The organism is Streptomyces sp. NPDC048644 (assembly GCF_043199105.1).
Taxonomy (GTDB): domain Bacteria; phylum Actinomycetota; class Actinomycetes; order Streptomycetales; family Streptomycetaceae; genus Streptomyces.
The window spans coordinates 506,915-530,438 of sequence record NZ_JBICVO010000006.1; the positions used below are offsets into that span (position 1 = coordinate 506,915).

At 69.6% G+C, this 23,524-nt stretch carries 22 protein-coding genes, 2 tRNA genes and 3 pseudogenes; 10 read left to right on the top strand and 17 right to left on the bottom strand.

Going from position 1 to position 23,524, the window contains the following annotated elements; genetic code table 11:
* Positions 1-6: 6 nt before the first annotated feature.
* The 6 genes from ACGFNI_RS17340 to ACGFNI_RS17365 form a co-directional block, all read right to left on the bottom strand.
* Positions 7-2,169, bottom strand: coding sequence for a tetratricopeptide repeat protein (locus ACGFNI_RS17340; RefSeq protein WP_393684587.1), 2,163 nt, complete (start codon positions 2,167-2,169; stop codon positions 7-9).
* Positions 2,166-2,846: a DUF6879 family protein gene (locus ACGFNI_RS17345; RefSeq protein WP_393684588.1), complete on the bottom strand. Its 681-nt coding sequence runs from the start codon at positions 2,844-2,846 to the stop codon at positions 2,166-2,168. Before ACGFNI_RS17345 ends, ACGFNI_RS17340 begins: the two co-directional genes overlap by 4 nt.
* Complete coding sequence (locus tag ACGFNI_RS17350) at positions 2,839-3,108, bottom strand: hypothetical protein (protein ID WP_393684590.1); 270 nt, start codon at positions 3,106-3,108, stop codon at positions 2,839-2,841. The genes ACGFNI_RS17345 and ACGFNI_RS17350 overlap by 8 nt, the downstream gene beginning before the upstream one ends.
* A gap of 147 nt (positions 3,109-3,255) precedes the next feature.
* The gene (locus ACGFNI_RS17355; RefSeq protein WP_393684592.1) at positions 3,256-3,954 is read right to left on the bottom strand and encodes a hypothetical protein; all 699 of its coding nucleotides are present in this window, start codon (positions 3,952-3,954) and stop codon (positions 3,256-3,258) included.
* On the bottom strand, positions 3,951-4,166 hold the full coding sequence (locus ACGFNI_RS17360; RefSeq protein WP_393684593.1) for a hypothetical protein: 216 nt from the start codon (positions 4,164-4,166) through the stop codon (positions 3,951-3,953). Before ACGFNI_RS17360 ends, ACGFNI_RS17355 begins: the two co-directional genes overlap by 4 nt.
* On the bottom strand, positions 4,163-4,396 hold the full coding sequence (locus tag ACGFNI_RS17365; RefSeq protein WP_393684595.1) for a hypothetical protein: 234 nt from the start codon (positions 4,394-4,396) through the stop codon (positions 4,163-4,165). The genes ACGFNI_RS17360 and ACGFNI_RS17365 overlap by 4 nt, the downstream gene beginning before the upstream one ends.
* A gap of 258 nt (positions 4,397-4,654) precedes the next feature.
* On the opposite strand from ACGFNI_RS17365, the gene ACGFNI_RS17370 reads away from it, so the two are divergent.
* From ACGFNI_RS17370 to ACGFNI_RS17385, 4 genes are all read left to right on the top strand, one after another.
* The gene (locus ACGFNI_RS17370) at positions 4,655-5,539 is read left to right on the top strand and encodes a helix-turn-helix domain-containing protein (protein ID WP_393684597.1); all 885 of its coding nucleotides are present in this window, start codon (positions 4,655-4,657) and stop codon (positions 5,537-5,539) included.
* Positions 5,526-5,732 (top strand): DUF397 domain-containing protein, encoded by a 207-nt coding sequence (locus ACGFNI_RS17375; protein ID WP_393684598.1) that lies wholly within the window; start codon positions 5,526-5,528, stop codon positions 5,730-5,732. Before ACGFNI_RS17370 ends, ACGFNI_RS17375 begins: the two co-directional genes overlap by 14 nt.
* Positions 5,733-6,113: 381 nt before the next feature.
* The gene (locus tag ACGFNI_RS17380; protein ID WP_393684600.1) at positions 6,114-6,638 is read left to right on the top strand and encodes a DUF1203 domain-containing protein; all 525 of its coding nucleotides are present in this window, start codon (positions 6,114-6,116) and stop codon (positions 6,636-6,638) included.
* Between the two features lie 136 nt (positions 6,639-6,774).
* The gene (locus ACGFNI_RS17385) at positions 6,775-8,424 is read left to right on the top strand and encodes a long-chain fatty acid--CoA ligase (RefSeq protein WP_393684602.1); all 1,650 of its coding nucleotides are present in this window, start codon (positions 6,775-6,777) and stop codon (positions 8,422-8,424) included.
* Between the two features lie 25 nt (positions 8,425-8,449).
* On the opposite strand, the gene ACGFNI_RS17390 is transcribed toward ACGFNI_RS17385, so the two are convergent.
* Positions 8,450-9,388: an alpha/beta hydrolase gene (locus ACGFNI_RS17390; protein ID WP_393684603.1), complete on the bottom strand. Its 939-nt coding sequence runs from the start codon at positions 9,386-9,388 to the stop codon at positions 8,450-8,452.
* A 112-nt stretch (positions 9,389-9,500) separates the two neighbouring features.
* On the opposite strand from ACGFNI_RS17390, the gene ACGFNI_RS17395 reads away from it, so the two are divergent.
* Positions 9,501-10,496 carry a GlxA family transcriptional regulator gene (locus ACGFNI_RS17395; protein ID WP_393684605.1) on the top strand — a complete coding sequence of 332 codons (996 nt, stop codon included), beginning with the start codon at positions 9,501-9,503 and terminating at the stop codon, positions 10,494-10,496.
* Positions 10,497-10,544: 48 nt separating this feature from the next.
* On the opposite strand, the gene ACGFNI_RS17400 is transcribed toward ACGFNI_RS17395, so the two are convergent.
* Positions 10,545-14,651, bottom strand: a complete 4,107-nt coding sequence (locus ACGFNI_RS17400; RefSeq protein WP_393684607.1) for a PAS domain-containing protein — start codon at positions 14,649-14,651, stop codon at positions 10,545-10,547.
* Between the two features lie 237 nt (positions 14,652-14,888).
* Complete coding sequence (locus ACGFNI_RS17405; protein WP_393684609.1) at positions 14,889-15,521, bottom strand: SSI family serine proteinase inhibitor; 633 nt, start codon at positions 15,519-15,521, stop codon at positions 14,889-14,891.
* Between the two features lie 240 nt (positions 15,522-15,761).
* Here ACGFNI_RS17405 and ACGFNI_RS17410 point away from each other — a divergent pair.
* The 3 genes from ACGFNI_RS17410 (at position 15,762) to ACGFNI_RS17420 (ending at position 16,950) form a co-directional block, all read left to right on the top strand.
* Positions 15,762-15,852, top strand: a tRNA-Ser gene (locus ACGFNI_RS17410).
* A gap of 225 nt (positions 15,853-16,077) precedes the next feature.
* On the top strand, positions 16,078-16,743 hold the full coding sequence (locus tag ACGFNI_RS17415) for an HD domain-containing protein (protein ID WP_393684611.1): 666 nt from the start codon (positions 16,078-16,080) through the stop codon (positions 16,741-16,743).
* A 134-nt stretch (positions 16,744-16,877) separates the two neighbouring features.
* Positions 16,878-16,950, top strand: a tRNA-Arg gene (locus tag ACGFNI_RS17420).
* A gap of 227 nt (positions 16,951-17,177) precedes the next feature.
* Here ACGFNI_RS17420 and ACGFNI_RS17425 read toward each other — a convergent pair.
* The 5 genes and pseudogenes from ACGFNI_RS17425 to ACGFNI_RS17445 form a co-directional block, all read right to left on the bottom strand.
* Positions 17,178-17,450 (bottom strand): annotated as a pseudogene (locus tag ACGFNI_RS17425) (site-specific integrase); the annotation flags it as partial.
* A 215-nt stretch (positions 17,451-17,665) separates the two neighbouring features.
* Entirely contained in the window at positions 17,666-18,037 is a 372-nt protein-coding gene (locus ACGFNI_RS17430; protein WP_393684613.1) for a hypothetical protein, read from the bottom strand.
* On the bottom strand, positions 17,950-18,312 hold the full coding sequence (locus ACGFNI_RS17435) for a helix-turn-helix domain-containing protein (RefSeq protein WP_393684614.1): 363 nt from the start codon (positions 18,310-18,312) through the stop codon (positions 17,950-17,952). The genes ACGFNI_RS17430 and ACGFNI_RS17435 overlap by 88 nt, the downstream gene beginning before the upstream one ends.
* 22 nt (positions 18,313-18,334) lie before the next feature.
* Positions 18,335-18,694 carry a hypothetical protein gene (locus ACGFNI_RS17440; protein WP_393684616.1) on the bottom strand — a complete coding sequence of 120 codons (360 nt, stop codon included), beginning with the start codon at positions 18,692-18,694 and terminating at the stop codon, positions 18,335-18,337.
* Between the two features lie 125 nt (positions 18,695-18,819).
* Positions 18,820-19,224 carry a hypothetical protein gene (locus ACGFNI_RS17445; RefSeq protein WP_393684618.1) on the bottom strand — a complete coding sequence of 135 codons (405 nt, stop codon included), beginning with the start codon at positions 19,222-19,224 and terminating at the stop codon, positions 18,820-18,822.
* Between the two features lie 623 nt (positions 19,225-19,847).
* Here ACGFNI_RS17445 and ACGFNI_RS17450 point away from each other — a divergent pair.
* Together ACGFNI_RS17450 and ACGFNI_RS17455 are read left to right on the top strand one after the other, a co-directional pair.
* Positions 19,848-20,121: pseudogene (locus tag ACGFNI_RS17450) on the top strand (methyltransferase); the annotation flags it as partial.
* Between the two features lie 138 nt (positions 20,122-20,259).
* Positions 20,260-20,652: a hypothetical protein gene (locus ACGFNI_RS17455; protein WP_393684620.1), complete on the top strand. Its 393-nt coding sequence runs from the start codon at positions 20,260-20,262 to the stop codon at positions 20,650-20,652.
* A gap of 158 nt (positions 20,653-20,810) precedes the next feature.
* Here the strand turns inward: ACGFNI_RS17455 and ACGFNI_RS17460 are convergent, their stop codons facing one another.
* From ACGFNI_RS17460 to ACGFNI_RS17470, 3 genes and pseudogenes are all read right to left on the bottom strand, one after another.
* Positions 20,811-21,662, bottom strand: coding sequence for an ImmA/IrrE family metallo-endopeptidase (locus ACGFNI_RS17460; RefSeq protein WP_393684668.1), 852 nt, complete (start codon positions 21,660-21,662; stop codon positions 20,811-20,813).
* 117 nt (positions 21,663-21,779) lie between these two features.
* Positions 21,780-22,001: pseudogene (locus ACGFNI_RS17465) on the bottom strand (helix-turn-helix domain-containing protein); the annotation flags it as partial.
* Positions 22,002-22,013: 12 nt separating this feature from the next.
* Positions 22,014-22,847, bottom strand: coding sequence for a hypothetical protein (locus ACGFNI_RS17470; protein ID WP_393684622.1), 834 nt, complete (start codon positions 22,845-22,847; stop codon positions 22,014-22,016).
* Between the last annotated feature and the right edge of the window lie 677 nt (positions 22,848-23,524).

Consider the following 23,524-nt stretch of genomic DNA (forward strand, 5'->3'; position numbering starts at 1 on the left):
AGTCCGTCAAGACCCTGCCCGGCCCGCCCGCCGCCGCTCCGCGAGCCGCTCCAGCGACCACACGGTCCACGGGTGTTCGGGCCCGAGCACGCTCGCCCGCGCATCAGCAACCAACTCGGCTTGCTCCACCGCCTCTTCGAGCAGGCTGAGCTCACCGAGAACTCGGCTCAGCAAGGAGCGGGCGGCGAGAGTCTTGGGGTGGTCAGGGCCGTAGGCGCGCTCGAAGGCGGCAACCACGCCACGGACGAGGGGCAGGGCCCGGCGCTGATGGCCGGTGGTGATCAAGGCGAAGCCGTGGTTGAGCTCGGCGGCCAAGGTGATCGGGTGCCCGGGGCCGACCACGCTGCGGCAGTCCGCCAGCAGCTCGGGTCCGGTGGCCGGGGCCGCATCCGGGTCGGCCGTGAACTCCAGCAGGTATGTCCGCGCGATGAGCGTCGACGGATGGGCCGCGCCCAGCGCGGCGGTCCGCCCCTCGACGGCCCGTCGCAACAGCGACACCGCCTCGGCCTTCTGATCGAGCCCCCAGGAAAGCACCGGGGACAACCCCACGCAGCTCTCCAGCGTTTCGATGGCATCCGCGCCGAACGTGGCGGTGCAGTCCGCGAGGACGAGGCGATGGGCCGCCTCCGCTTCCTCGTACCGTCCGAGCCGGTAGAGAGCCCGCCCGACCCGTTGACGGATCGCGATCACCGCAGGGTGGCTCGCGTCCAGCAACCGTGTCCCGCGCGCGACCGCGTCCTGCGCCACCGATAGCGCGGACGCGTAGTCGCCCGCCCGGTGCAGGGCCACCACGAGCCGCAACGCGCAGTCCAGCATGCGCGTCACGGTCGCCGGACCGACCTCGGTCCACTGGGCCGCCCGGCGCAGCAACGCCCGGGTGTGCGGCGCGAACGGAGTGAGCGGCGGGTCCTCACGCGTCCACGGCTGCGTCACGTCGGGCAGCACCGTGCCGAGCAGCTCGGCGGCAGCGCCGACAAGCGCGTCACGCTGATCTGCCGGGGTGCCTCGGGCGATGCTGTCGAGCAGTACCCCGTGGGTGCGCACACAGCGGGACGGACCGGGTACGAGGCGGGTCAGCGAGTGGTCGAGCAGTCCACGGAGCGCCAACTCCACCCGGGTGCGGGGCAGCACCGCACCGATGCCCGTACCGGCCAGCAGGTGGAGCGGCAGCGGGTCGTGGGACCAGCAGGCGAGCAGCTGGATCAAGGCCGTGGCCTCGGGCAGCCCGTGGGTGCGCAGGGCGTCCAGGGACAGTTCCCAGGTGCTGCTGGCGAGATGGCGTGAGTCGTGGCCGCTGCCGTACTCGGCCCCTTGGTCCAGCAGGTCGATGGCGTCCACCTCGGGCCCCCGGTCGAGGGCCCGCCCGTACTCCGCCATGCTCCATGGATCGATCACCTGGTGCGCCAGGTAGCCGCCCGCGAGGGTGAGCGCCAGCGGCAGCCGCCCGAGCCGGTCCGCGATCTCGGCAGCCTCCTCCACGGTCCCGCTCTCCGGAGCCAGATCGCACAGCACCCGCGCCGCGTCCTCCCGCGGCAGCACACCCACATGGTGCAGCTCGGCACCGGGCCACCAATGCGCGGCAACCTGCCGGGTGGTGACCAGGGTGGTGCCGCGCGGGCTGGTACGCAGCCAGCTGCCGTCGCGCAGGACGGCCGGATCGTCGGCGTTGTCGATCACCAGCAGCCATCGCTCGTCGGACCGGTCCAGTCGGTCCCACACCAGGTCAGCGGCGGCCCGCAGCCCGCTGCGCGCGGCGGTGAGCGCACCTTCGCCCGCCCCGCGGTCCGCGGCGACGGCGAGCATGCCGGCACGCAGTGAGGTCAGGTCCGAGGCGTTGACCCACAGTCCGGCCCGACCGCCATCGGCGGTCGCGGAGCGGAAGATCTCGGAGGCGACGGCGGTCTTGCCGCAGCCGCCCAGACCGTGCAGGACGTAGACCTGATGAGCCCCGTCGCCCTTGAGGGCGGTCCGCAGCCGCTCCAGCAGTTCCACCCGGTCGCGCAGGACCACCGGAGAGCGCCCTATGGCCGGTCGCCGTACGGAGTCCGGCGCCGTACCCGACGCGGTGGACCGATCACCGTGGTGGTGGTGCTCCGTGATGTGCTGGTCACCGCCGGATTGGTAGACGCGGCCGTTGTCCTCCGCCCGGCCCTCGGTCGGCCCCTTCATCGCTCGGTGCTGCGCAGGTCGCCTCCGGCCTGGTGGATCCGGGAGCCGCCGGAGGCGGTGGCGCGCTGCGAGACGGCTGTGGGCGGTCCGAGCGGGGCGATCTCCCGCTCGAAGAACTCCGAGAACTCCTCGCCCTTGCGGTACAGGGACTCGAATTCGCCGACCGTCGTCGCGATCTGCCCGGGATCGATGAACCGGCGCGCGCCTGCCCCCTTCAGCTTTTCGTCGTAGATCACGGCATACATCACCGCATTCCCGAGGACGACGACCTCGGGCAGCGGACCGTCGCGCTCCAGGTCCGCGATCTCCCGGGCATCCAGTACCCGGATCTCCTCGCCCAGTTCCGACCGGAGCCGGAAGGAGTTCAGCTCCCACTGGAGGTACGGAGTCACGGGGAATTCGACGATACGAAGCCTCCGGAACGCCAGGCCGCGTCGGGCGGCGTCCTGGAAGTACGCGGCAACGGAGTCCCGTTCGGCCTCGATCAGACGCAATGCGCCCGTCCAGTCCCCGGTGGCGAATGCGTCCCAGCTCGGCGAGCCCTGCTCCTTGAACGTCTGGCCGCGCTCGATCTTGGCGAGAAGACGGATGTCGCTCGCGTAGAACCGGCCGAAGTCCTCCAGGTAGTCCGGCCTCTTGAGGACCTCACCCGCGCCGCCACGGAAGCACTCAAACACTGGGAATGTCCGTCTTCGCCGCGATGAGCATGCTGCGGGGGATGACCACGAGACGTTCGTCCAGGCTGATGGAGACTCCGTCCGGCAGACGGGTGCCGAGGGAAGTGGTGAGGTCACGTCCGATCACGGCGATGTCGCCGTTCTCCAGCTCCCAGATGTCCGGGCATTCAGGGCCGGAGTTGGTCGCACCCAGCTCCAGGGCCGACTTACCCAGACGCCTCTTGAAGTTCGTTACCGGGTCCGCTTCCCATGGCCTGCTCATGACGCCGCCCCTCTGCCACCTTCGGTTGCTCCAACGTAGCAGTGGGGGACATTCAAATCCCTTGCGCCGTAAGGAACTTGTCCTGATCGAGTGAAGGCTGCGGGGCCGAAAGAGTGCCGCCCCCGTGCGGACGGCACTCGGACTGGGTCACGGATCCCCCCACCCGTCGACGGCCGTCTCGCGGAGCCCTTCGGACCACGTGAGGAACCGGTCGATCTGTGCTTCGCGGAAGAGGTGCGTGGGCGGTGCATCGGCGCACCGTTGGCACAGCGAAAACTCCCAGCCGGGCCCGGAGTCGGAATACAGGTAGGTCTCGGCGACGTCGCGGGTGGTGCCGCACCCCTCGCACGATGTGGGCGTGGGCGGGGACGGCACCGCACCCGGGTGCCGCCGGAGCGCGGTCACGCCCCGGTGGGCGCGCCCCGTGGCGACGATGCGGTGGAGGTACGCCTCGATGGCGTCAGGACCGGCGCCGGGCGGCAGCGGATCGAGCCCGACCGTGAGGTGCACAGGACCGCCCCGGGCGACATGGTCCAGCCAGCCCGGCTCCGGTCGCGGCAGCCGCAGGGCGTGGGCCGGGTGCCCGTAGTCGAGGGCCACCAGAGAGCCGTTCATCAGGAGGCGGGCGCCGATGCCGGGCAGCGGTTCGGCGGCCGGTCGGAGCGCCATGGCGTCGGCCATGCCGAGGAGCGCGGTCTCGACGGCCGCCGGGGTCTCGCCCCGTCGCCGCCCGGGTACGTGTCCGATCAGCAGGGCCCCAACGGGTTCGGCGTGCGGCGTGGTGTCGAGCCAGGTCGATACGGCACACCCGGCGAGGAACGCGGGTCCGGGAACGGGACGGGTCATGAGGTCGGCACCTGCGGCTCCGCCTCGTCGGCGCGAATACCGGCCGCACGCCGCTCCCGCGCGGTGGACAGCCGTGTGTCGTCGGGCGGGCAGTCCCATTCGATTCCCCCACCGGGTGGCCGGAGTTGGAGGTACGCGCCCTCACAGCCCATGACGCGGCCGAGCCTGCCGGACCGGCGGTCGATGACGTAGATGCCGGGGCGGTAGCTCATGCGACGGCCCTCCGGAGTGCCGCCGTGAGCAGGCGGGCGGTGTCGAGGGGACAGCCGCCCAGCTCGATCAGGCCCGGTGCCCGAGGATCGCTGCTGCTCCACGTCGAGTGATGCAGCCGGAGCGACGGCAAGGTCACGCCGGCGTCGTGAAGGGCTTTCCGTAGGTCGTCGAGCACCCCGTCGGATTCCGGAATGCGGCGTGCGGCCCTGCGTGGATTCTCCGAGGTCATGGGCCGGGCTCCTGTCTCGTGGGCGCAGGTCGCACACCAAAATGACGCAACGTCAGAGTCGGTAAAGCGTCTCGGTGTTGCCGCGCTGATCGTTCGGATTTTCCAAGACTGCACCTGGCCCGATCAAACCTGCAAGACTTCACAAAGGGAATTCGAATGGATTGCTCAAATTGATTAAGAGCATTGCGAATAGGGCGCGCCACTGCTTCTATTCGGAGTGTCGGAAGTCCTTCATAATGGGTGTGGGAAGGGGAGCGGATGCCGGAGCGATCAGCGGGGTCCACGGTTCCGAGGCGGCAACTCGGGCGCTATCTGCGTGACTTACGGATGCGGGCGAGGCTGACGGTGCGCACGGCCGCCAGGGAACTGGAGTGGTCCGAGGCCAAGATGTGGCGCATCGAGACGGGCCAGACCTCGCTGCGCAGCCACGACGCCGAGACCATGTGCAAGGTGTACGGGGCGCCGGCGGACATCACCGAGGCCCTGATGGGGCTCGCCAAGGAGACCAAGGCCAAAGGGTGGTGGCACTCGTACGGCGATGTCGTACCCGAGGGCTTCGATGTCTACATCGGCCTGGAGGGAGCGGCGTCGAGCCTGGCCACCTACGAGAGCGATCTCGTTCCTGGGCTACTTCAGACCGAGGATTATGCGCGGGCCACCATCCGGGTGTTGACCGACGAGGATGAGGAAGAGGTCGAGCGGCGAGTAAGGCTTCGCATCGAGCGACAGACGCTGCTCACCCGGCCGACTGCCCCTCCGCAGCTCTCTCTCGTGCTGGGCGAGGCGGCGTTGCGTCGGTCGACCGGCGGCCCGGAGATCATGCGCAAGCAGTGCGAATACCTGGTTGCCGCATCGGGGTGGGCGAATGTCATGATCCGTGTCGTGCCGTTCAGCGCGGGGCCCCACTACGGCTTGGCAACAGGCCCGTTCGTCGTCCTGCGGTTCCCGACGACGGGCGACGGGACGGAGACGGAACCACCGACCGTGTACGCGGACGGCTTCACCGGCAGCCTGTACCTGGACAAGCCGAGCGAGGTGCAGGCGTACGACCGTGCGTTCCGTGGCATCTGGGAAGCGGCACTCGACGAGCAGGCGTCGCGGCGCCTGATGAGGGAGGTAGCGGAGAGCTATGGACAGGATTGATCTGAGCGCGGCTCGATGGCAGAAGTCGAGCTACAGCAACGGCACGCAGAACTGCGTCGAGGTGGCGCCGGGCTTCCCGGGTGTGCTGCCGGTGCGTGATTCCAAGCGTCCGGAGGGGGCGGCTCTGATCGTTCCGGCCGGTTCGTGGTCGGCGTTCGTCGGGGCTGTCAAGGGTGGCAAGTTCGACGCCTGATCCGGGAGTTACGACGCGAAACGTGCCCCCGTACCGGTCTGCGGCCGGTGCGGGGGCACGTCGGCGTGATGCGTCCGCCGCAGGGCATCTTCGGCGGCCGGATTTCCCACACTCGGGAATCAGATCCCCTACAGACTGCCCGTGTCCAACTCAAATCTGCAAGACCGGACATGGATAATTCCGCAATGATTCCCGAATGAGCGACGGGAATAGCAAATAGGGGCGCCCGGTACTTTCATTTATTGCGTGGAGAGTCCTTCAGGGTGAGTGAGCGGGCGGACTCCCGGTTCCCGCTGGCCGTCGGGCACATCCGGCCCCCCACCCACCACCCCGTCCGATTCCCGCCAGCACCCCGCCCCCCGCCCGCCGACCCTGGGAGTCATGACGACAACGGCCTACCTCCCGCTGCCCATCACCCCCGCCACGCTCAAGGAACTGCGCGAACTCGACGACTCCGGGCGGCCGTTGCGGCCGTATACCGCGCGGGAGGACGGGGTGCCGATCGACTCCGTCGGCAGTCCGCTGCGCTGTTGTCTGCGGGGTATCGAGGCCGGTGAGCGGGTCGCGCTCGTGTCGTACGCGCCGCTGCGCCGTTGGGCGGCGGAGAGCGGGGCCGAGCCGGGTGCCTATGACGAGGCGGGGCCGGTGTTCATTCATGCCGGGCCCTGTGCCGGACCCGCCGAAGGCCGGGGGTATCCCTTCGCGCGGCCGGGGGCGCTGCGCACGCTGCGGCGCTACGACGCGTCGGGGCGCATCGTCGGGGGCGCGCTGTTCGAGATCCCGGACGACGCCGAGGCCGGTTTCGGGCGGGCGCTCGATGCGGCGTTCGGCGCGCCGGAGGTGGCGGTGGTGCATGTACGGGCCCTGGAGTACGGGTGCTTCCAATTCGAGGTGCGGCGCCCGTAGTCTCCGTGGGGCGGGCCGACGGGCGGTTGCCGCCGGTAAGCGGTGAAGAACACATCGCAAGGGCGTGACATACCAATTGGTATGCGTTGAGAATCGCAGCACACGACTACCCGCCCGTAACAAGCGGAGGCACCCGGTGCTCAGCACGATGCAGGACGTACCGCTCACGGTCTCGCGAATCCTGACGCACGGCTCGACCGTGCATGGCGAGTCGGAGGTCATCACCTGGACCGGAGCGGACCCGCACCGGCGCACGTTCGCCGAGGTCGGCCGCCGGGCCGCGCAGCTCGCGCACGCGCTCGGCGGCCTCGGGGTGGGTGAGGGCAGTGCCACGGGAACGCTGATGTGGAACAACGCCGAGCACCTGGAGGCGTATCTCGCCATCCCGTCCATGGGTGCCGTGCTGCACACCCTCAACTTGCGGCTGCCCGCAGAGCAGTTGACGTGGATCGTCAACCACGCCGAGGACCGCGTCCTGCTGGTCAACGGCTCCCTGCTGCCACTGCTCGCCCCGCTGCTGCCGCGGCTGCCCGCCGTGGAGCACATCGTCGTCGCGGGACCTGGCGACCGTTCCGTACTGGACGGCGCGCGGGCCCGGGTGCACGACTACGAGGAACTGCTCGCCGGACACCCCGAGCACTACGACTGGCCCGAGGTGGACGAGCGGGCGGCGGCGGCCCTCTGCTACACATCCGGGACGACCGGCGACCCCAAGGGCGTGGTGTACAGCCACCGTTCGGTCTATCTGCACTCACTCCAGGTCAACACCGCCGAGGCGTTCGCGCTCGCCTCCCATGACGTCGCGCTGCCGGTCGTGCCGATGTTCCACGTCAACGCCTGGGGCCTGCCGCACGCCGCGTTCATGGCCGGCGCGTCCCTCCTGATGCCGGACCGCTTCCTCCAGCCCGCCCCGCTCGCCGAGATGATCGAGACGGTACGTCCCACCATCGGCGCCGCCGTGCCCACCATCTGGCAGGGCCTGCTCGGCGAACTGGACGCCACCCGGCGCGACGTGGCGTGTCTCAAGACCGTCATCATCGGCGGCTCCGCCTGTCCGCCCGTCCTGATGCGCGGCTTCGAGGACCGGCACGGCATCCGCGTCGTGCACGCCTGGGGCATGACCGAGACGTCCCCGCTCGGCTCCGTCGCGCACCCGCCGGCCGGCGCCACCGGTGACGAGGAGTGGGCCTACCGCACCACCCAGGGCCGCTTCCCCGCGTCCGTCGAAGCCCGGCTCATCGGGCCCGGCGGCGAGACGCTGCCCTGGGACGGCGAAGCCGCCGGTGAGCTGGAGGTCCGCGGCCCGTGGATCGCGGGCGGGTACTTCGGCGGCGCGGACGGCGAAGTGCAGCGCCCCGAAGACAAGTTCAGCCCGGACGGCTGGCTGCGCACCGGTGACGTCGGCACCATCACCCCGAACGGCTACCTGACGCTGACCGACCGGGCCAAGGACGTCATCAAGTCCGGCGGGGAGTGGATCTCGTCGGTCGAGCTGGAGAACCACCTGATGGCCCACCCGGGTGTCGCGGAGGCCGCGGTGGTCGCCGTGCCGGACGACAAGTGGGGCGAACGCCCGCTGGCCACCGTGGTCCTGGCCGATGGCGCGACGGCCGGGTACGAGGAGCTGAAGGCGTTCCTCGGCGAGCGCATCGCGCGCTGGCAGGTGCCGGAGCGGTGGGCGCTGATCCCTTCGGTGCCGAAGACCAGCGTGGGCAAGTTCGACAAGAAGGTGCTGCGCAGGCAGTACGCGGACGGGGAGTTGGACGTCACCCGCTTCGGGGCGTAGGGCGTGGCCGGACGCGGCGATGAGTTCACCGGTGGAGGGCCTCGCGAAGGGCCCGCCCCTGGTCGGCCAGGTTGCGCTCGCTGATCCGGGCCTTCGGGAACAGCAGGTCGAATCCGTGCACGGCACCAGGGACCTGGATCAGCTCGGTGGTGACTCCGGCGGCGCTGAGACGCTCGGCGTAGCGCCGGCCCTCGTCGCGCAGCGGGTCGGCCTCTGCCAGCACGACGAAGGCGGGGGGCAGCCCGCTGAGGTCGGCAGCCTGCACCGGGGAGGCATAGGGCACGAGGCTGTGGCCCCCGGTGTAGTGGCGCCAGGCCAGCTCCGTCGCTGCCCGGTTGAGGACCGGCGTAGCGGTGCTCTCCCGCATCGAGGCACTCGTCATGCCGCTGTCCAGCGCGGGGTAGAGCAGCACCTGGAAGATCACCTTCGGCCCTCCAAGGTCGCGGGCGCGCAGGGCAGTTGAGGCCGCGATGTTCCCGCCGGCGCTCACTCCCGCGACGGCGATGCGCTCCGGGTCGCCGCCGACCCGCGCCGCGTGTCCGGCGAGCCAGGTCAGGGCCGCGTAGGCGTCATCGGCCGCTGCGGGGTAGAGGTGCTCGGGCGCAAGGCGGTAGTCGACGGAGACGACGACGGCTTCGGCGTCCAGGGCGTACCGCAGGGCGTGTTCTTCCTCGGCTTCCGGAGAGCCGTAGGTGAAGGCGCCGCCGTGCAGGTAGAGGACGACCGGCAGAACGCCGTCCGTGGCGGGGCGGTAGACGCGCAGACGCAGTTGTCCTCCGGGCCCCGGGATGAACAGGTCCCGAACCTTCACGCGGTCGTCGACGGGCGTATCGGGGCGCTCCCGCAGGGGCCGGTACAGCTCGGGCACGGCGAGGACGGAATCCAGGTCGTAGAAGGGGAAAACCCCTGCGTCGGACGTTTCGAGCAGCGACTGGATCTCGGAGTCGACAGGGGGGACGGGCATGACTGGCCGCCACCTTTCGGGGGGGAGGGCGGAAAAGGAAACGTCATCAGCTTCTCCGGCCTCCGGCCACGACAGAAGTGGCCCAAGGGCCAGTATGTGCAACTATCGGGCCATGACTGTCGCGGCTCCTCACCAGGTAGTGGTTCTCGCCATCGCACCGGTGGTCGCGTTCGACCTCAGCATCCCGGCCCAGATGCTGGCCACGGTCACCGCACGCGCGGGAGGCGCGGCGTATCACGTGCGGACCGTCACGCCGGACGGCTCTCCGGTGCCGACGGCGAACGGGTACGGCGTCACGCCCCAAGGGGACCTGTCCCTGCTGGAGCACGCCGACACCGTGATCGTCGCGGGCACCCGCTCCCCTGACCTGCTCGACGACGGAGTACTGGACCCGCGCATCGCGGAGGCGTTGCGGGCGGCCCGGCGCCGAGCCCGCATGGTGTCCCTGTGCACCGGATCATTCGTTCTCGCGGCTGCCGGCCTTCTGGAGGGCCGCAGGGCCGCGACGCACTGGCGCTACGCCGACCGGTTCACACGCCTCTTCCCGGCGGTCGACCTCGACACCAACCCGCTGTACGTCGCCGATCGCGGGGTCCTGACGTCCGCCGGCGGTGCGGCGGCCATCGATCTGTGCCTGCACGTGATCAGGGAAGACCACGGCAGCTCGGTCGCGAATCAAGTGGCCAGGTACAACGTCGTCGCGCCCATGAGGGAAGGAGGGCAGGCGCAGTACATCGATCAGCCGGTCGCGGAGGACGCGGGGATGTCGACCGCCGGGGCGCGCACGCTGATGACGGAGCGCCTGGACAGCCGGCTGTCCCTCAAAGACCTCGCCGCGCACTGCCACATGAGCGTGCGGACGTTCACCAGGCGGTTCCGGCAGGAGACGGGCCTGTCCCCGGCTGAATGGTTCACCTCCGCCCGCTTGAAGCACGCCCGCCACCTGCTGGAATCGACAGACCTGCCCGTCGACGACATCGCCGCCAGGACCGGTCTGGGAAGCGGCACGAACCTGCGGCAGCACATGCGGATCACCCTGGACACCACGCCATCCGCCTACCGGCGGGCATTCCGCTCGACGACCACCACCACGGAACACCGGCCCTGACGGCCGCCCTCCGGTTCCCCGGGACGCTCAACGCCCCGCGTAACACCGTCAGTTCGTGCCGATCTTGGCGAGCAGGTCGACGATGCGGGCCTGCACCTCGGCGCTGGTGGAGCGCTCCGACAGGAACAGCACGGTCTCGCCCGATGCGAGGCCCGTGAGCTGGGCCGGGTCCATGTCGGGGGCGGTGTAGACGACCAGGGGGGTGTGGTCGAGCAGGCCGTTGGCGCGCAGCCAGTCGATGATGCCGGCCCGCCTGCGGCGCACCTGCATCAGGTCCATCACCACCAGATTCGGCCGCGCCTGCGTCGCCAGGGCGACCGCGTCGGCGTCCGCCCCGGCCCGCGCGACGTGCATGCCGCGCCGCTCCAGCGAGGTGGTCAGCGCGCCCGCGATGGCGTCGTTCTGCTCGATCAACAGCACGCGGGGCGGGTGCTGTTCACTGTCCCGCGGCGCCAGCGCCTTGAGCAGCACCGCCGGGTCGGCGCCGTACGCCGCCTCGCGGGTGGCCTGCCCCAGGCCCGCCGTCACCAGCACCGGGACCTCCGCCGCGCCCGCCGCCTGACGCAGCGACTGGAGCGCGGTACGGGTGATCGGCCCGGTCAGCGGATCGACGAAGAGCGCCGCCGGGTACGCGGCGATCTGCGCGTCCACCTCTTCGCGGGAGTTGACGATCACCGGGCGGTAACCGCGGTCGCTCAGCGCCTGCTGGGTGGAGACGTCGGGCGCGGGCCAGACCAGCAGCCGGCGCGGATTGTCGAGCGGCTCGGGCGGCAACTCGTCGTCCATCGGCGGCGGTTGGTGGTCAAGCACCTCGACCGCGCCGTTCGGCCCGTCCAGCGGCTCGGGGCCCTCGCTGCCCTCGTCCGGCGCGGAGATCGCGAAGGCGCGGCCCTCACCGGCGCCCAGCAGATGCTGCTGGTGCGGCTGCGCGGACTGGCCCGGAGGCGGCGTGTGCGGCTGAGGGCGCCCGGGGTGCGGACGGGTGTCGGCGGGAGCGGTGTCGGCCGCGGCCCGCTCGTCGTCCTGCGGGGGTGCGGCGAGCTTGCGGCGGCGGCCCGAACCCGCGGACGTGCCGCCGGGCGGCGTACCGCCGGGCGGGGTGGATCCCGGGGCGCCCGCCGGACGCTGCTGCTGGTCGGCGATCTGCTGGGCGAACGGCGCGCCCTGCCCGAGCGTGCGGACGCGGAACGCCCGCCCGTGGGACTGCCCGGCCGCGGGGCCGCCGTCCTCCTCGGGGAGCGGCTGCGCGGCCTGGTCCTGCGGCTGCGCGTGGCCGCCGGAATGCCCTGGCTGCGGCGTGTCGGCCGGGCTGGGACGACCGCGGCGGCGGCCGGTCGGGGCAGGGGCGGCGCCGTCGGGTTCGTGGCCGCCCGCGGGGTCGGCAGCGGACGGATCCGCGTCGTCGGTGGGCTGCGCGACGAGACCTTCAGGGCCCGCGACGAAGGTGCCTGACGCCTCCGCGTCGGCCATCGCCGCCGCCGCCCGCTCCTCGGCCGCGGCCCGCCGTGCGCGCCGCCTGCCGGTCGGCTCGTCGTGCCAATCGGCCTGCGGCGTACCGGAGTTGACCGCGGGCTCCAGTTCGAGGCCGGGCTGCGCTCCGTCCGCACCGGCCGGTCCTTCGGCGACCGGACGGCGGGCGCGGCGGCGGCCGGTGCCCTCGGACTGCTCGGGCATCCGGCCGGGGAGCGCGGGCAGCGCCGGCAGCGACGAGGGGGCCTGATCGGCCGCGGCGGGCGGCAGCGCGAAGGGTGAGCGGACGCCACCGGCGGACAGCGGCTCGGCGGGCGCCAACTCGCCTGGCCCGTGCTGCCCTTGCTGCCGCTGCTGGTCCTGCTGCCGCGGTGACGACGGTCCGTTGCCTTCGCGCTCGCCCGGCACGGCGCGCTCGGGCGCCTCGGCCAGCGCGCGACGGGCCCGCCGGCCACCGGCCTGCTGCGACGGACCCTGAGGCCCGCCCTGGCCCGATGCCTGGGGGTGACCCTGCCCCGGCGCCTGGGGGCGCCCCTGAGGCGGCGTCTGCGCCCCTGGTGACGGCTGTGGCGTCTGCGACGGCCGGGGTGCCTGCGGCGGGAACCCGGCGGGGGTCAGATGCGCGGGCCCTGAACCGTCGCCACCGGGCTGTCCGCCGCCCTCGGGTGCCCCCTGGGGCGCACGCCGCCGCCCGCTCGCCGGTACGGCCTCGGCGCCCGCCATGCCGGGCGGCAGCCCCGCCCCGTCCGTTCCGGAACCGGCCGCTCCGCCGCCCTGTCCTTCGCCGCCCTGGGACGCCCCGGAGCCATCCGTGCCGGGCCCCTGCCCGGGGCCCGAGTGCCGGGCACGCCGACGGCCGGTCGGGGACGCGCCGTCCGCCCCTTCCGCACCACCGGCACCGTCAGCCGCGCCGCCGTTCGTTCCACCGTCCGCCGGGCCACGGCCTCCCGGACGCCCGCCACCGGGCCCGGCGGCACCGTCCGCACCGCCCGGCTCGCCCGGACCCTCGGGACCGGCACCACGGGCACTCTCCGGGCTCCCGGCCCGCTGGGTGCCGCGCGCCCGCGCCGCGGGAGACGGCATCACCGTCGTCTCGTTCCCGGTCGCCTCGCGCGCCCGCTCCGCCTCCGACGGCACCGAGCCGTCCGGCGTCACCGGCAGCTCCAGCACGTACGCGCTGCCGCCCGCGCCGGGACCGCCAGGCACCTTGTGCGTCTGCATCAGCCCGCCGTGCTGCCGCACGATGCCGCGCACGATGGGCTCGTGGACCGGGTCGCCGCCGCCGTACGGGCCGCGCACCTCGATCCGTACGACCGCACCGCGCTTCGCCGCGGCGACCACGATCGTGGAATCCCCCGCCGGACCCCTACGGGCTCCCGCGACCTGCCCCGCAGGGGTGCCCGCGTCGCCACCGTCCCCAGCGGACGGCATCCGGCCCGTCGAGTCCACCCCCGCCACATCGGCGATCAGGTGCGACAGCGCCTGCGCGATCCGCTCGGCGTCGACGGTGGCCTCGATCGGCGGCGCGTGCACGGCGAACTGGGCGCGCCCAGGTCCGATCAGCTCGATGGCGCCCTCCACACCGGCCGCCACGACCTTGTCGAGCGAGACCTTCGCCCGCTTGAGCCGCTCCGCGCCCGAGTCCAGGCGCTGATAGCTCAGGACGTTGTCCACCAGCGTCGTCATCCGGGAGTGCCCGGCCGCGAGATGGTGCAGGATCTGGTTGGCCTCGGGCCACAGCTGGCCCGCCGGATCGGAAGCCAGCGTGCCCAGCTCGCCGGTCAGTTCCTCCAACGGCCCGCGCAGCGCCTGCTCCAGGACGGCGAGCAACTGCGCGTGCCGGGCGGCCAGCGCGTCGTACGGGCGGCGGTCGGTGAACGTCATCACCGCGCCGACGAGCTGATCGCCGTCCCGCACCGGAGCCGTCGTCAGATCGACGGACACCGAACGCCCGTCCTTCGCCCACAGCGCCTGCCCGCGCACCCGGTGCTTGCGCCCCGACCTGAGTGTGTCGGCGAGCGGCGTCTCCTCCCAGGGCAACGGCGAGCCGTCCGCCCGCGAGTGATGCATCAGCGGGTGCAGCTCCTTGCCGCCCAGCTCGCTCGCCCGGTACCCGAGAATCTGCGCGGCCGACGGGTTGACCAGGACGACCCTGCCCTCCGAGTCGACGCCCACCACACCCTCGGCGGCGGCCCGCAGGATCATCTCCGTCTGCCGCTGCTGACGCGCCAGCTCGGTCTCGGTGTCCAGCGTCCCCGTCAGATCCCGCACCACCAGCATCAGCAGCTCGTCGCCTGTGTATCCGGTGCGGTGATCGGCGTACGCGGCCTCGAAGGCCGATTCGTACGGGGTCCTGCCGTCCTCAAGGTTGGCGCTGGTCACCTCGACCAGCAGCTCGGTCCCGTCCGTACGCCGCGCCACCATCCGCGTCGGCTTCGTGCGCCCGCCCTCGGACTCCTCGTCCCGGCGCCGCATGGAACCGGGGATGCGCTTGGAGTCGAACGAGGGGAGGAGATCGAGGAGTCCGCGTCCGACCAGGCCGGTACCGGGCGCCTCGAAGGTTTCCAGCGCGATGGTGTTGGCGTTGACGACGGTGCCGTTGCAGTTGACGAGCAACAGGGCGTCAGGGAGGGCGTCAAGTATGGCTGCGAGGCGAGCAGCGCCTCGGGATGGCCTGCTGCTCACGACGACGCTTCCTCCCTGGGACCACCCCGCAGTCGCGGGGCCGACCTCCCTGTTACGCACCTTGCCGACCCGTCGGGGCGGATCGCTGGAAGGGAGTCTACGGGCAGTTGCCCGGGACGCGGAGGCGGATGACGAGGAGGTGGTGCCACGGCCCCGTGCGACTCGCCGCAGGCCCGACATGTGCCCCGCGTCCTGACCTGCCCTCCCACTCCGGCACGAACCGGGTCGGGCATCTTGTTACGAACCGGTCTTCGGGAGCAGCGGCTCGAAGCGGTCCCAGCGGGCGATCTCACACCCGTCGGTACGCCGGAACTCGGCGTTCACCCGGCGTCCCGCCCAGGTTCCGGTGACCCGCGCGGTCGCCGAGCCGCCGTAGATCATCGTGCACTTCGCGCTCTGCGGGACCGGCGCGAAGGCGTCCTTGCCCCACCGCGTCATCCGGTCGAGCCGCTCGCACGCCTCCGCGGCGCGGAAATGATTTCCCCCGTCAGGGTGGCAGTACAGCTCGAAGGTGCCGTCCGTCCGTGCCGAACCGGAGCCGCGGACGGTCACGGTGAGGTGATCGGCGGCGTCCTGGAGACCCGGGGCGTCCCAGAGGCGGCGGTGCCCCGTGGGCGGCCGGAGACCGGTGCGGTCGATGACACCGGCGGAGTCGGAGCCGTCGGTGACGTCGGTGACATCGGTGACGTCTACGGGGCCGGTGGGGCCGGTGGGGTTCGGCCCGGTGGCGTTGCGCGGCTCGGAGACCGGGAGCGGGATCGGCGCGGCCGACGCGGCGGGCGCGAGCACGGCGAGCGCGGAGACGGTGGACACGACGGAGACGGCGGCGGTGGCGGCAGCGGTCAGCAGGAACATCAGGCGGTGCGGCATCACGGGCTCCAGAGGACGGACCGAAGGCGGGTACGCGACACGTACGCGCCGGGGCACACGGCGGTTTGCCGGAGGAAACCCCGACACTCCTAACGCGGCGCCGACCCCGACGTTGCGGTGCAGGAACGTCTTTGCCGGGGGGCCTGCCAGCCGAGTACCGTAGGGGGCGATTGGTGACAGCCCGCAGAGCTGTGCCATCATCTGGACACGCCACAGCGCGCAGACGCGCGTGAGGTGTGTGGAGGCGTCGCCTAGTCCGGTCTATGGCGCCGCACTGCTAATGCGGTTTGGGGCTTACCCCCCATCGAGGGTTCAAATCCCTCCGCCTCCGCTCCCTTCGTTCGGGCCCCGTTCTTCCGAGAGCGGGGCCCGAACGCGTTCCGGGACGCCCGGGGCCCTCCGGACTTCCGGCTCTTCCGGGGCTCCTCCGCGATCTTGCGCCCCCAGGAGGGGCCGCCTTCCGCCCTTCCGCCCCGCCCGGCGGCCACCCGAGACCTTTGAGCCATCCGTCCGCCGCGGACTGGGCACCCGCCGCCCCGCGCGCCACGCTGGACCCATGACCAACGCCACCCCGGGCCCCGCCGCCCCTCTCCACATCGCCGGCATCCCCGTCCCCGACAGCAAGCTGGCCCAGGAGGCCACCGAGCTGGTCCGCGACGTCACCGACGAGCTGATCTACCACCACTCCCGCCGCGTCTACCTCTTCGGCGCCCGGCACGGCATCCGGCACGGCCTGGAATTCGACGCCGAGCTGGTCTACGTGGGCGCGCTCTTCCACGACCTCGGCCTGACGGAGAAGTTCCGCACCTCACAGCAGCGCTTCGAGATCGACGGCGCCGACGAGGCCCGCGCCTTCCTGGCCGCCCGCGGCATCCCCGAGGACCGCACCCGTCTGGTCTGGGAGGGCATCGCCCTGCACACCACGCCGGAGATCCCGCACCACATGGCCCCGGAGATCGCCCTCGTCACCGCAGGCGTCGAGCTGGACGTCCTGGGCATCGGTTACGACGCCCTCCCGCCGGAGACCCGCGAGGCGATCGTCGCCGCCCATCCCCGCCCCGACTTCAAGCGCCGCATCCTGCACGCCTTCCACGCCGGCATCGCCCACCGCCCCCAGACCACGTTCGGCAATGTGAAGGCCGACGTCCTGGACCGCTTCGAAGAGGGCTACACCCGCCCGAATTTCGTCCGGACCATCGAGGACTCCCCCTGGGGCGAGTAACCCCCAGAACCCGGCCAAGAGAGCGTTTGTGCAGGTCAGAGGTGGTGTGGGCAATGGATTTCGCCTCACGGCGCGGTTCATGTAATGTTGTTCCCGCAACGCCGACCGGCAAGAAAAACCGCCGGGAAAGCCAAGCGCTCGTAGCTTAACGGATAGAGCATCTGACTACGGATCAGAAGGTTGCAGGTTCGAATCCTGCCGAGCGCACATAAAGCAAAGGCTCCCTGGACATCGTCCAGGGAGCCTTTGGCGTCAGCGGGTGACGTCAACGCGGTCGGAGAGTCGCCCTTCTCCTCCCCCTCCGGTTCTTCTTCGGAGTCATCGAGATTGAGCGCGTTGTCCGTGTGCTCCGCTGTGGCCCGCAGCGTCGTGTTCATCACGTGCGCGTAGTTGTCGAGCACCATTGGGATCGTGCTGTGCCCGAGTGTCCCCACGATCGTGCGGGCATCTGCCCTCTGCGCGAGCAGGAGCGGGGCACAGGTGTGGCGCAGGTCGTGCACGCGCACGCGCCGCTCGTTCGCGTCCCTGCACAGGATGGTCAGCATGCGGTTCAGGCCGGTGACCTTGTGCTCCCGCTCCTGTTGCTCCCGGCGCTGGGTGAGCGCCCACACGAGGTGCCGGGGGAGCGGCACCGTGCGGATGGACCGCGTGTTCTTGGGCGTACCGAAGAGCAGTTCCCGCCTGATGCGCTGCACGTTCCGCCGCACCCGGAGCTGGCCGTTCTTGAGGTCGATGTCCGACCAGGCGAGCGCGAGTGCCTCGCCTCAGCGCAGGCCGGTGGAGACAAGCAGGAGTCACATGGCATACAGACAGTGGGCGCGAGCGGTCTTGAGCAGTAGCCGTACTTCCGCAGTGTCCAAGGGATGCATCTCTTTGAGCGTGACGGTCGGCGTTTCGACGATGCACGCGACGTCCTGAGCGATCAGCTCCTCGTGCATTGCCTGTTGAAGCGCGGACCGCAGGACCGCGTGGATGTACTGCACGGTCCGAGCAGAGGGGAGACGCTTGCAGCATTGCGGTCGGCACCGCGCAGGCAGCACAGACAGGCGCTCTTGAACTCCGTGAGAAAGCGGCGGATGTCTGTCAGGGACAGCCGGTTCAACCGCTTCTTGCCGAGTGCCGGCCGAATGTAGAGACGGGTCAATCCCTCATAGTTCAGGGTCGAGGGCTTGAGGTGCTCCGGGGCGATGGTGGCGAGCCAGTAGGTCAGATAGTTGCCAAAGGCCATCGTCGACGACGCGGTGGGGATGCCTTGGCGTGTCTTCTCCTGCAACTCCGTGAGCTTGTCGGCCACGTCATCGCACGTCTTCCCGTAGACGAACTTCCGCGTCCGCGTCCCGTCGGTCCGGTAGACGTAGGCGGCGGCTTGGAAACGTCCGTCCTTGCACTTCGTGATGGTCCCTCCGCCGTTGGCGTCGCTTGGTCATCAGGCAGCTTCCTCCAATCGGTCGCGTACGCGCGGACGCTGTCGCCCGGGACACGGCGGGCCCGCCCGATCTTGCTGCTGGGGAGTTCGTTCGAGCGGATGAGGCCGTAGACCTTGAAGCGGCTGAGGCGCAGGGCCGTCATGGCCTCGGGGACGGTCAGGGCCTCAGGAGTTGTGGGTACGACGCTGAGCACCCAGACCTCCGGGAGGGGAAGGAGAGGGGAGGGGGAAGTTGCTGTCACATTGCTGCGGGTCTCGGCCTGTCGCGGCCCAAGCCTGTGAGCTGCGGTCTTGCGGTGTCTCTGGGTGACCCATCGCGGCCCACGGTCCATCGATGTCGATGGTGTCCTCACCTGAGATGGTCAGGAGGCGTTCGACGACCTGGCTGTTGTCGTTGCCGGACAGACGGGCGTCGGAGATGACCGCCAGTGGCTTGCCGACCAGCGTGGACAGGCCGAAGTTCGTACCCAGACCGGCCAGGGCGGGGCCGGCGAGGTTCGCCTTGCGGACCAGCTTTTTCAACACTCGCGCGATGGTGCCCTTTCCGGAGAGAGGCCGACCATGAGCGTGATCTTTTGTTGGCCAGTGCGGCCGGAGAGGACGTAGCCGAACCATTCCTGAAGAGCGGCGATGGCGTCGGCGTCGTTGGACTAGATCTCCCGCAGGAGCCCGTCCCAAATGGGGGCGGTGGCCTGCGGGTCGTAGGCGAACGGCATAGAGACCAGGTTGAAGAACCCCGGACCGTGCAGGAGAAGAGCACGGTCCCTGATGCGCAACAACCCGTTGGAGCAGGCCACGATGGGGCTACCGTCCGCTGCATCGGTCTCCTCTTGGTTGATCCAGGCGGGAGCGTCGGTGTCGGTGGGCAGGAGAGTGACGGCGCCCAAGGCGTCGAGCAAGTTGCCGATCTTCTGCTTCGTGGGTGCCCAGTCACGCTGTTCGGGCGCACCATCCTTGCCCGGAGAGCTGAACACGATGTGTTCCAGGCGGGTGTACATACCCGCCCGCATCGGCGCGTCGTCCACCTCGCGCCAGCAGGTTTCCGTCCAGCGCATCCACGAACCGTGCCAGCGGCGGCACACGAGCTGACCGGCTTCCGTCTGCCGGTCCGGGATGAGTCGGCGAGCGAGTTGGAAGGCGGGGGCAGTTCCTCCGTTTCGGGGGAGGTGTTCATGCGGCAGCCCTCCTTCTCCTGGGGGGTGCGCAGGGGACACAGGTCGCGGTGGGTGGTGTGGTCGTCGATGAGTGCAAGCACGCGGGCTTCACCGACAGCGCTGTGGTCGCGGCCGCACTCGCATTTCGAGGTGGCGGTGGGGACGGCGTCGCGCGGGGCGATGATGTGCAGCCACGGGATGGGGCAGCGGTCATCGCTCGGGCGCAGGTCAGGGCGAAGAGCTGAAAGGACGCCTTCGGCGCCACCCTTGGGGGCGCCCACGGCCGCAGCATCCACAGCCTGTGCGGCGGCCTGCGGGTGGTCGGTGGCAGGGGGGAGGCAATCCAGGGCGGGGGGCGACGGGGCCGTCATGTTGCCTCCCGTGGGGTGGCGTGGGCGATGACCCAGTCCAGTGCGTTGCGGATGGTGGAGCGGCACTCGGCCGGCGGGAGTCCCGTCGACGCCCTCTGGATTGCTTGCTCCGCCACGTGCCGGGGGAGCACGCGACGAACCGGGCGACCTTTCAGGCGCTTCACCCTGGCGTACTTCCACCGCGCCGAAGAACTTGTTGCGGAGCTGGCCGCAGCCGGACTCATGGATGTTCAGGTCTTCGGCATTGAGGGGCCCGCGTGGTCACTCGTGAAGGGCTGCCGAGCAACAGCCGGGCTAGGGGCCCACGGATGAGCTGATTGCCTCTGCAATGGAGGCGGCTCGAATGGCAGAGCCGTATCCGGAATTGCTCGCTGCCAGCTCTCACCTCTTGGCAGTGGGTCGGGTTCCTGCTGACATCAACCCCTGACAGCCTGCGGCACGCGTCTGAACTCGGAGTCGTCAGAGACTCCGACGGGCTCGCGGCACGTCTCAGTTGGGGCGTGAGGCGGCGCCATTGCCCTCTGTTCGCCTGATTAATGGCGTGAGTGCCTGCGACGATGTGAGCATGCCGATGCCCGGAATGCCTCTCCAAGCTGCACTCATCCCCGACTGCACCGAACTGGAAGCCCACCGTGCTGCCTACAAAAATGCCAAGGCCAACGACGCGATCTTTGTGTGCATCGCTCGCCATGGGCAGCGCTGGAAGGTGGAGCTTGATGCCATGGCCAGCCGCAAGCCCTACGTCCCGGACCAGGCGGTGACCGTCCTGCAGTCCGCGGCTGAAGCGTTGGTATTGGATGGCACCGTGGCGCAGGCCAACATTGGGGCTGACTACATCTCCATGTGGCCGATCGAGACCGAGGAGAGGGCCCGCGAGATCGGTGCTGCGTTCCAGGCTGCTATGTACGGTCTCCAGCGGCTACACATCGTCGTTCCGCGGCCGCGTGGACGGCCGTAGCCCCCAGGCGGTTCCGGAGTGGACGGCTCAGTCTCACTTGTGGTCTCAGCCCACGCGTCTTCCGGTCTCGAAGGTGGTCCCAGACACAGACCCCAGATCGGGCCCATCCCGGCCTGGGGTCTGTACGCAGAGATCCAGGAACTGATCAAGCCCGGGACTTAAGTCCCGGGCTTATCATTCTTGCTTCGAAACAGAGGGATCACTCCGTCTGTGCTCTCTATTTCTTGGGTCTCAAGAAATAGATCCTCGCGTACAGGGGACCTGGCTGTCACTGTTCGGAATATCCCTGGAGTTACCCGGGATTCGTTTGCCAATGAGAGTTCGTCCATCCCTACGCTCGAAAGAATCTCCACCGCCTTTGGGTAAAGTGACGGCTGTTCCACGGCGGGCATTTCGCCTGGCTCTCGGCGACGCCATCCCTTCGAGGACAAATAGGCGACTGCATTGCGATACGTGACGTCGCTCATGACGCCCAGGGCCCTGGATCGGTACAGCAGAGCCTGAAGGCTTACGCCGTAAGTCTCCTTCAGCTTTGCAAGGATTCTCCAGTCCGCCTTGCTGGGCAAGAGAACGCGCAACTCGTCTTCTGGGAGGAGGAGTTCGGCTGCGAAACGGTGAGCCTGGTTTTCGATTACCTTGCTTCCCGGTTCGGCATCTACATGCATTACGAGGTGTCCAATTTCATGGGCGACGTCGAAACGCTGGCGGTAGTAATCCTCCTTGGCTGGGTTCAGCACCACCGTTGGCCTATAGCCGTCGTCAAAGGAGTAGGCGTCCACGGCGGCGGTCTGTGCGGGGCTGAAAACCACCACGACGCCGTGGTTCTCCGCCAGGCGTACCAGGTGGCCAACTGGTCCTGAGCCGATGTCCCAGTGATTCCGGAGGAGGCGAGCCGCCTCCTCCGGAAGGGTGCTCGACTCATCTTCCACGTCGACGCTTAGGCGCGGCAGATTGGGTTCTGGGAACTCGACGTGCCGTTCGAGAGCTGCGCCTACATCTCCAGAAATCACTCCGTAAGAAAAAGCTTGGTCTCGCGCCAATTGTGTCGTCGAACGCAATGACCGAAAGTGAGGTACGGAGTCACTAGCTGTCGACTGGTGAGGGCCAGGGAGGAAGAAACCTGGATCCACTCCAAGTGTCAGGCATAGTTGAGCAACCGTCGCGGGAGCTGGGCGTTTCGTATTGTTTTCGTACGCCGCGACAGCGGTGGGGCTTTTGTCGATCTTTGCCGCGAGGGCGTTCTTCCGCAAGCCGATCAGCTGTCGCGCGAGCGTCAAACGTCGTCCGTCGAAAAGGCGAGAGGCGTCACCAACCTGCACATCTGTGCGGCGTGAGGAATTCATGACCATCCACTCGTTTCATTACTTGTCGTTCTGTCCCGACGCCTGGTAGCGCTCTCCGCTCCCTTCCGACGGCTGGCGACGAAGACGAACGGGTGCGTCCTGGACGCCGGGCGATCCGGGAAGAGGGCCGGGCGAAGCGGGAATCGATTCGGTAGTGCGAGTTCCCGGGCTGGCAGCAAGTAGATCATGCTTCCAGTACCAGGCATCTCCGCCCCCACGATTCAAACGAGAGCGCCCCAAGTAAAGTTCTCGGATACTCAGCTCTCGTTCAATACTGTGGGCAGCGATGAGTGTTGTCGCGTTGAGCTCCGCATCCTCGTCCCTCAGTGCCTGGATAGCGGCGGCGAGAGAATCGAGCTCCTCGCCGAACAGGGTGGGGTGAGGGTCCAGCCACCCGGTCGGCTGCCCCTGCGAAGCGACGCGCTGCTTGGTGGGGCTCTTCTGTGGCCACGGGATGCGGTTGCTCTCCCCGTAGACAAACGACGTGAGCAGGAAGCGCCAATCTCCACACCGCCAGCCCGGAGACTGGTTGAGGTCAGACCGGACCACCAGGCCCGGGGTGATGAGCGGCATCTTGCGGTGCTCGCCTGGGGCCAGTCCGGCAGCCACGAGGTCCAGGCCGGCAGAAGCGGATTCAGGTGAATCCACACTGTGCTTGCCCGTGGAGAATGCCCGGTGTAGTCGGTCAACGAAGAGCCTGTGGGCGGTAGATCCAACCCAGCCCTGATCATGCCCCGTGTCGGGGTCGTAGTCCTCCATGGTGCGCCGGTAGGCCGACGCGTTGGCCCATGCCAGGGCCGCGAGAACACCACTGGACTCAAGGTCCTCAAGCGCATCCTGCTGTTCGCTCATGCCACATGACTCTACCTCATCTCAGTAAGTGTTGCGCGAAAATGAACCAGGCGTTGATGGTGGCGCCCCCAGGTAAACCGAACGTGTGACCTATTCTGAGCTTTAACCTACCGTTCTGCAGGGGTGGCCCGCCAGTGCTTCGGCGTTGCTCGCGCCGATGGCCTGACATCGATCGCTGACATCAACACAGGCGTACAACGACGCATCACGGCGGAATCTTCGGTGGTCGTGCAGGCCGTGAACTCTCCGATGATCTGCGGACCCCGATCGTTGGCCACGGCGGTGCACCCGCCTACGGATCAGAAGGTTGCAGGTTCGAATCCTGCCGAGCGCACAGCAGGCCAGAGGCCCCGTCGAGGAATCGACGGGGCCTCTGGTGTTTCTCTTGACGGCAGTGATTGACGGCAACCGCATCGGCAGTCCGGGCGTGCTTCTGGCCCTGGGGGCCAACTTGCGGCAGGGCTGATCTCGTACGGGTGCAAGCCGGATCCTGCGCATTTGGTCAGGTGGGAGCGGGGCAGCGTCCCTTTGATCCCGGCTTCGGAGTCGGCACGGTGGCTGCCGGCACGGGACGGGCCCACAGAGAGACATCTCACGTCCCTAAGAAGTCAAGCCGCGACCGCGAGATCGGCTGAGGAGGAGGTGAAGGCGTGTTGCTCGTCGAAGGGCTGCCGAGT

Excerpts from the sequence above, each read along its gene's own strand:
- ACGFNI_RS17405 (WP_393684609.1), bottom strand. The coding sequence starts at position 15,521 with ATGCCGCACCGCCTGATGTTCCTGCTGACCGCTGCCGCCACCGCCGCC.
- ACGFNI_RS17365 (WP_393684595.1), bottom strand. The coding sequence starts at position 4,396 with ATGACCTCGGAGAATCCACGCAGGGCCGCACGCCGCATTCCGGAATCC.
- ACGFNI_RS17380 (WP_393684600.1), top strand. The coding sequence starts at position 6,114 with ATGACGACAACGGCCTACCTCCCGCTGCCCATCACCCCCGCCACGCTC.
- ACGFNI_RS17395 (WP_393684605.1), top strand. The coding sequence starts at position 9,501 with ATGACTGTCGCGGCTCCTCACCAGGTAGTGGTTCTCGCCATCGCACCG.
- ACGFNI_RS17360 (WP_393684593.1), bottom strand. The coding sequence starts at position 4,166 with ATGAGCTACCGCCCCGGCATCTACGTCATCGACCGCCGGTCCGGCAGG.
- ACGFNI_RS17415 (WP_393684611.1), top strand. The coding sequence starts at position 16,078 with ATGACCAACGCCACCCCGGGCCCCGCCGCCCCTCTCCACATCGCCGGC.
- ACGFNI_RS17355 (WP_393684592.1), bottom strand. The coding sequence starts at position 3,954 with ATGACCCGTCCCGTTCCCGGACCCGCGTTCCTCGCCGGGTGTGCCGTA.
- ACGFNI_RS17350 (WP_393684590.1), bottom strand. The coding sequence starts at position 3,108 with ATGAGCAGGCCATGGGAAGCGGACCCGGTAACGAACTTCAAGAGGCGT.
- ACGFNI_RS17455 (WP_393684620.1), top strand. The coding sequence starts at position 20,260 with ATGCCGATGCCCGGAATGCCTCTCCAAGCTGCACTCATCCCCGACTGC.
- ACGFNI_RS17370 (WP_393684597.1), top strand. The coding sequence starts at position 4,655 with ATGCCGGAGCGATCAGCGGGGTCCACGGTTCCGAGGCGGCAACTCGGG.
- ACGFNI_RS17340 (WP_393684587.1), bottom strand. The coding sequence starts at position 2,169 with ATGAAGGGGCCGACCGAGGGCCGGGCGGAGGACAACGGCCGCGTCTAC.
- ACGFNI_RS17435 (WP_393684614.1), bottom strand. The coding sequence starts at position 18,312 with ATGACGGCCCTGCGCCTCAGCCGCTTCAAGGTCTACGGCCTCATCCGC.
- ACGFNI_RS17375 (WP_393684598.1), top strand. The coding sequence starts at position 5,526 with ATGGACAGGATTGATCTGAGCGCGGCTCGATGGCAGAAGTCGAGCTAC.
- ACGFNI_RS17390 (WP_393684603.1), bottom strand. The coding sequence starts at position 9,388 with ATGCCCGTCCCCCCTGTCGACTCCGAGATCCAGTCGCTGCTCGAAACG.
- ACGFNI_RS17445 (WP_393684618.1), bottom strand. The coding sequence starts at position 19,224 with ATGCGCTGGACGGAAACCTGCTGGCGCGAGGTGGACGACGCGCCGATG.
- ACGFNI_RS17470 (WP_393684622.1), bottom strand. The coding sequence starts at position 22,847 with ATGAGCGAACAGCAGGATGCGCTTGAGGACCTTGAGTCCAGTGGTGTT.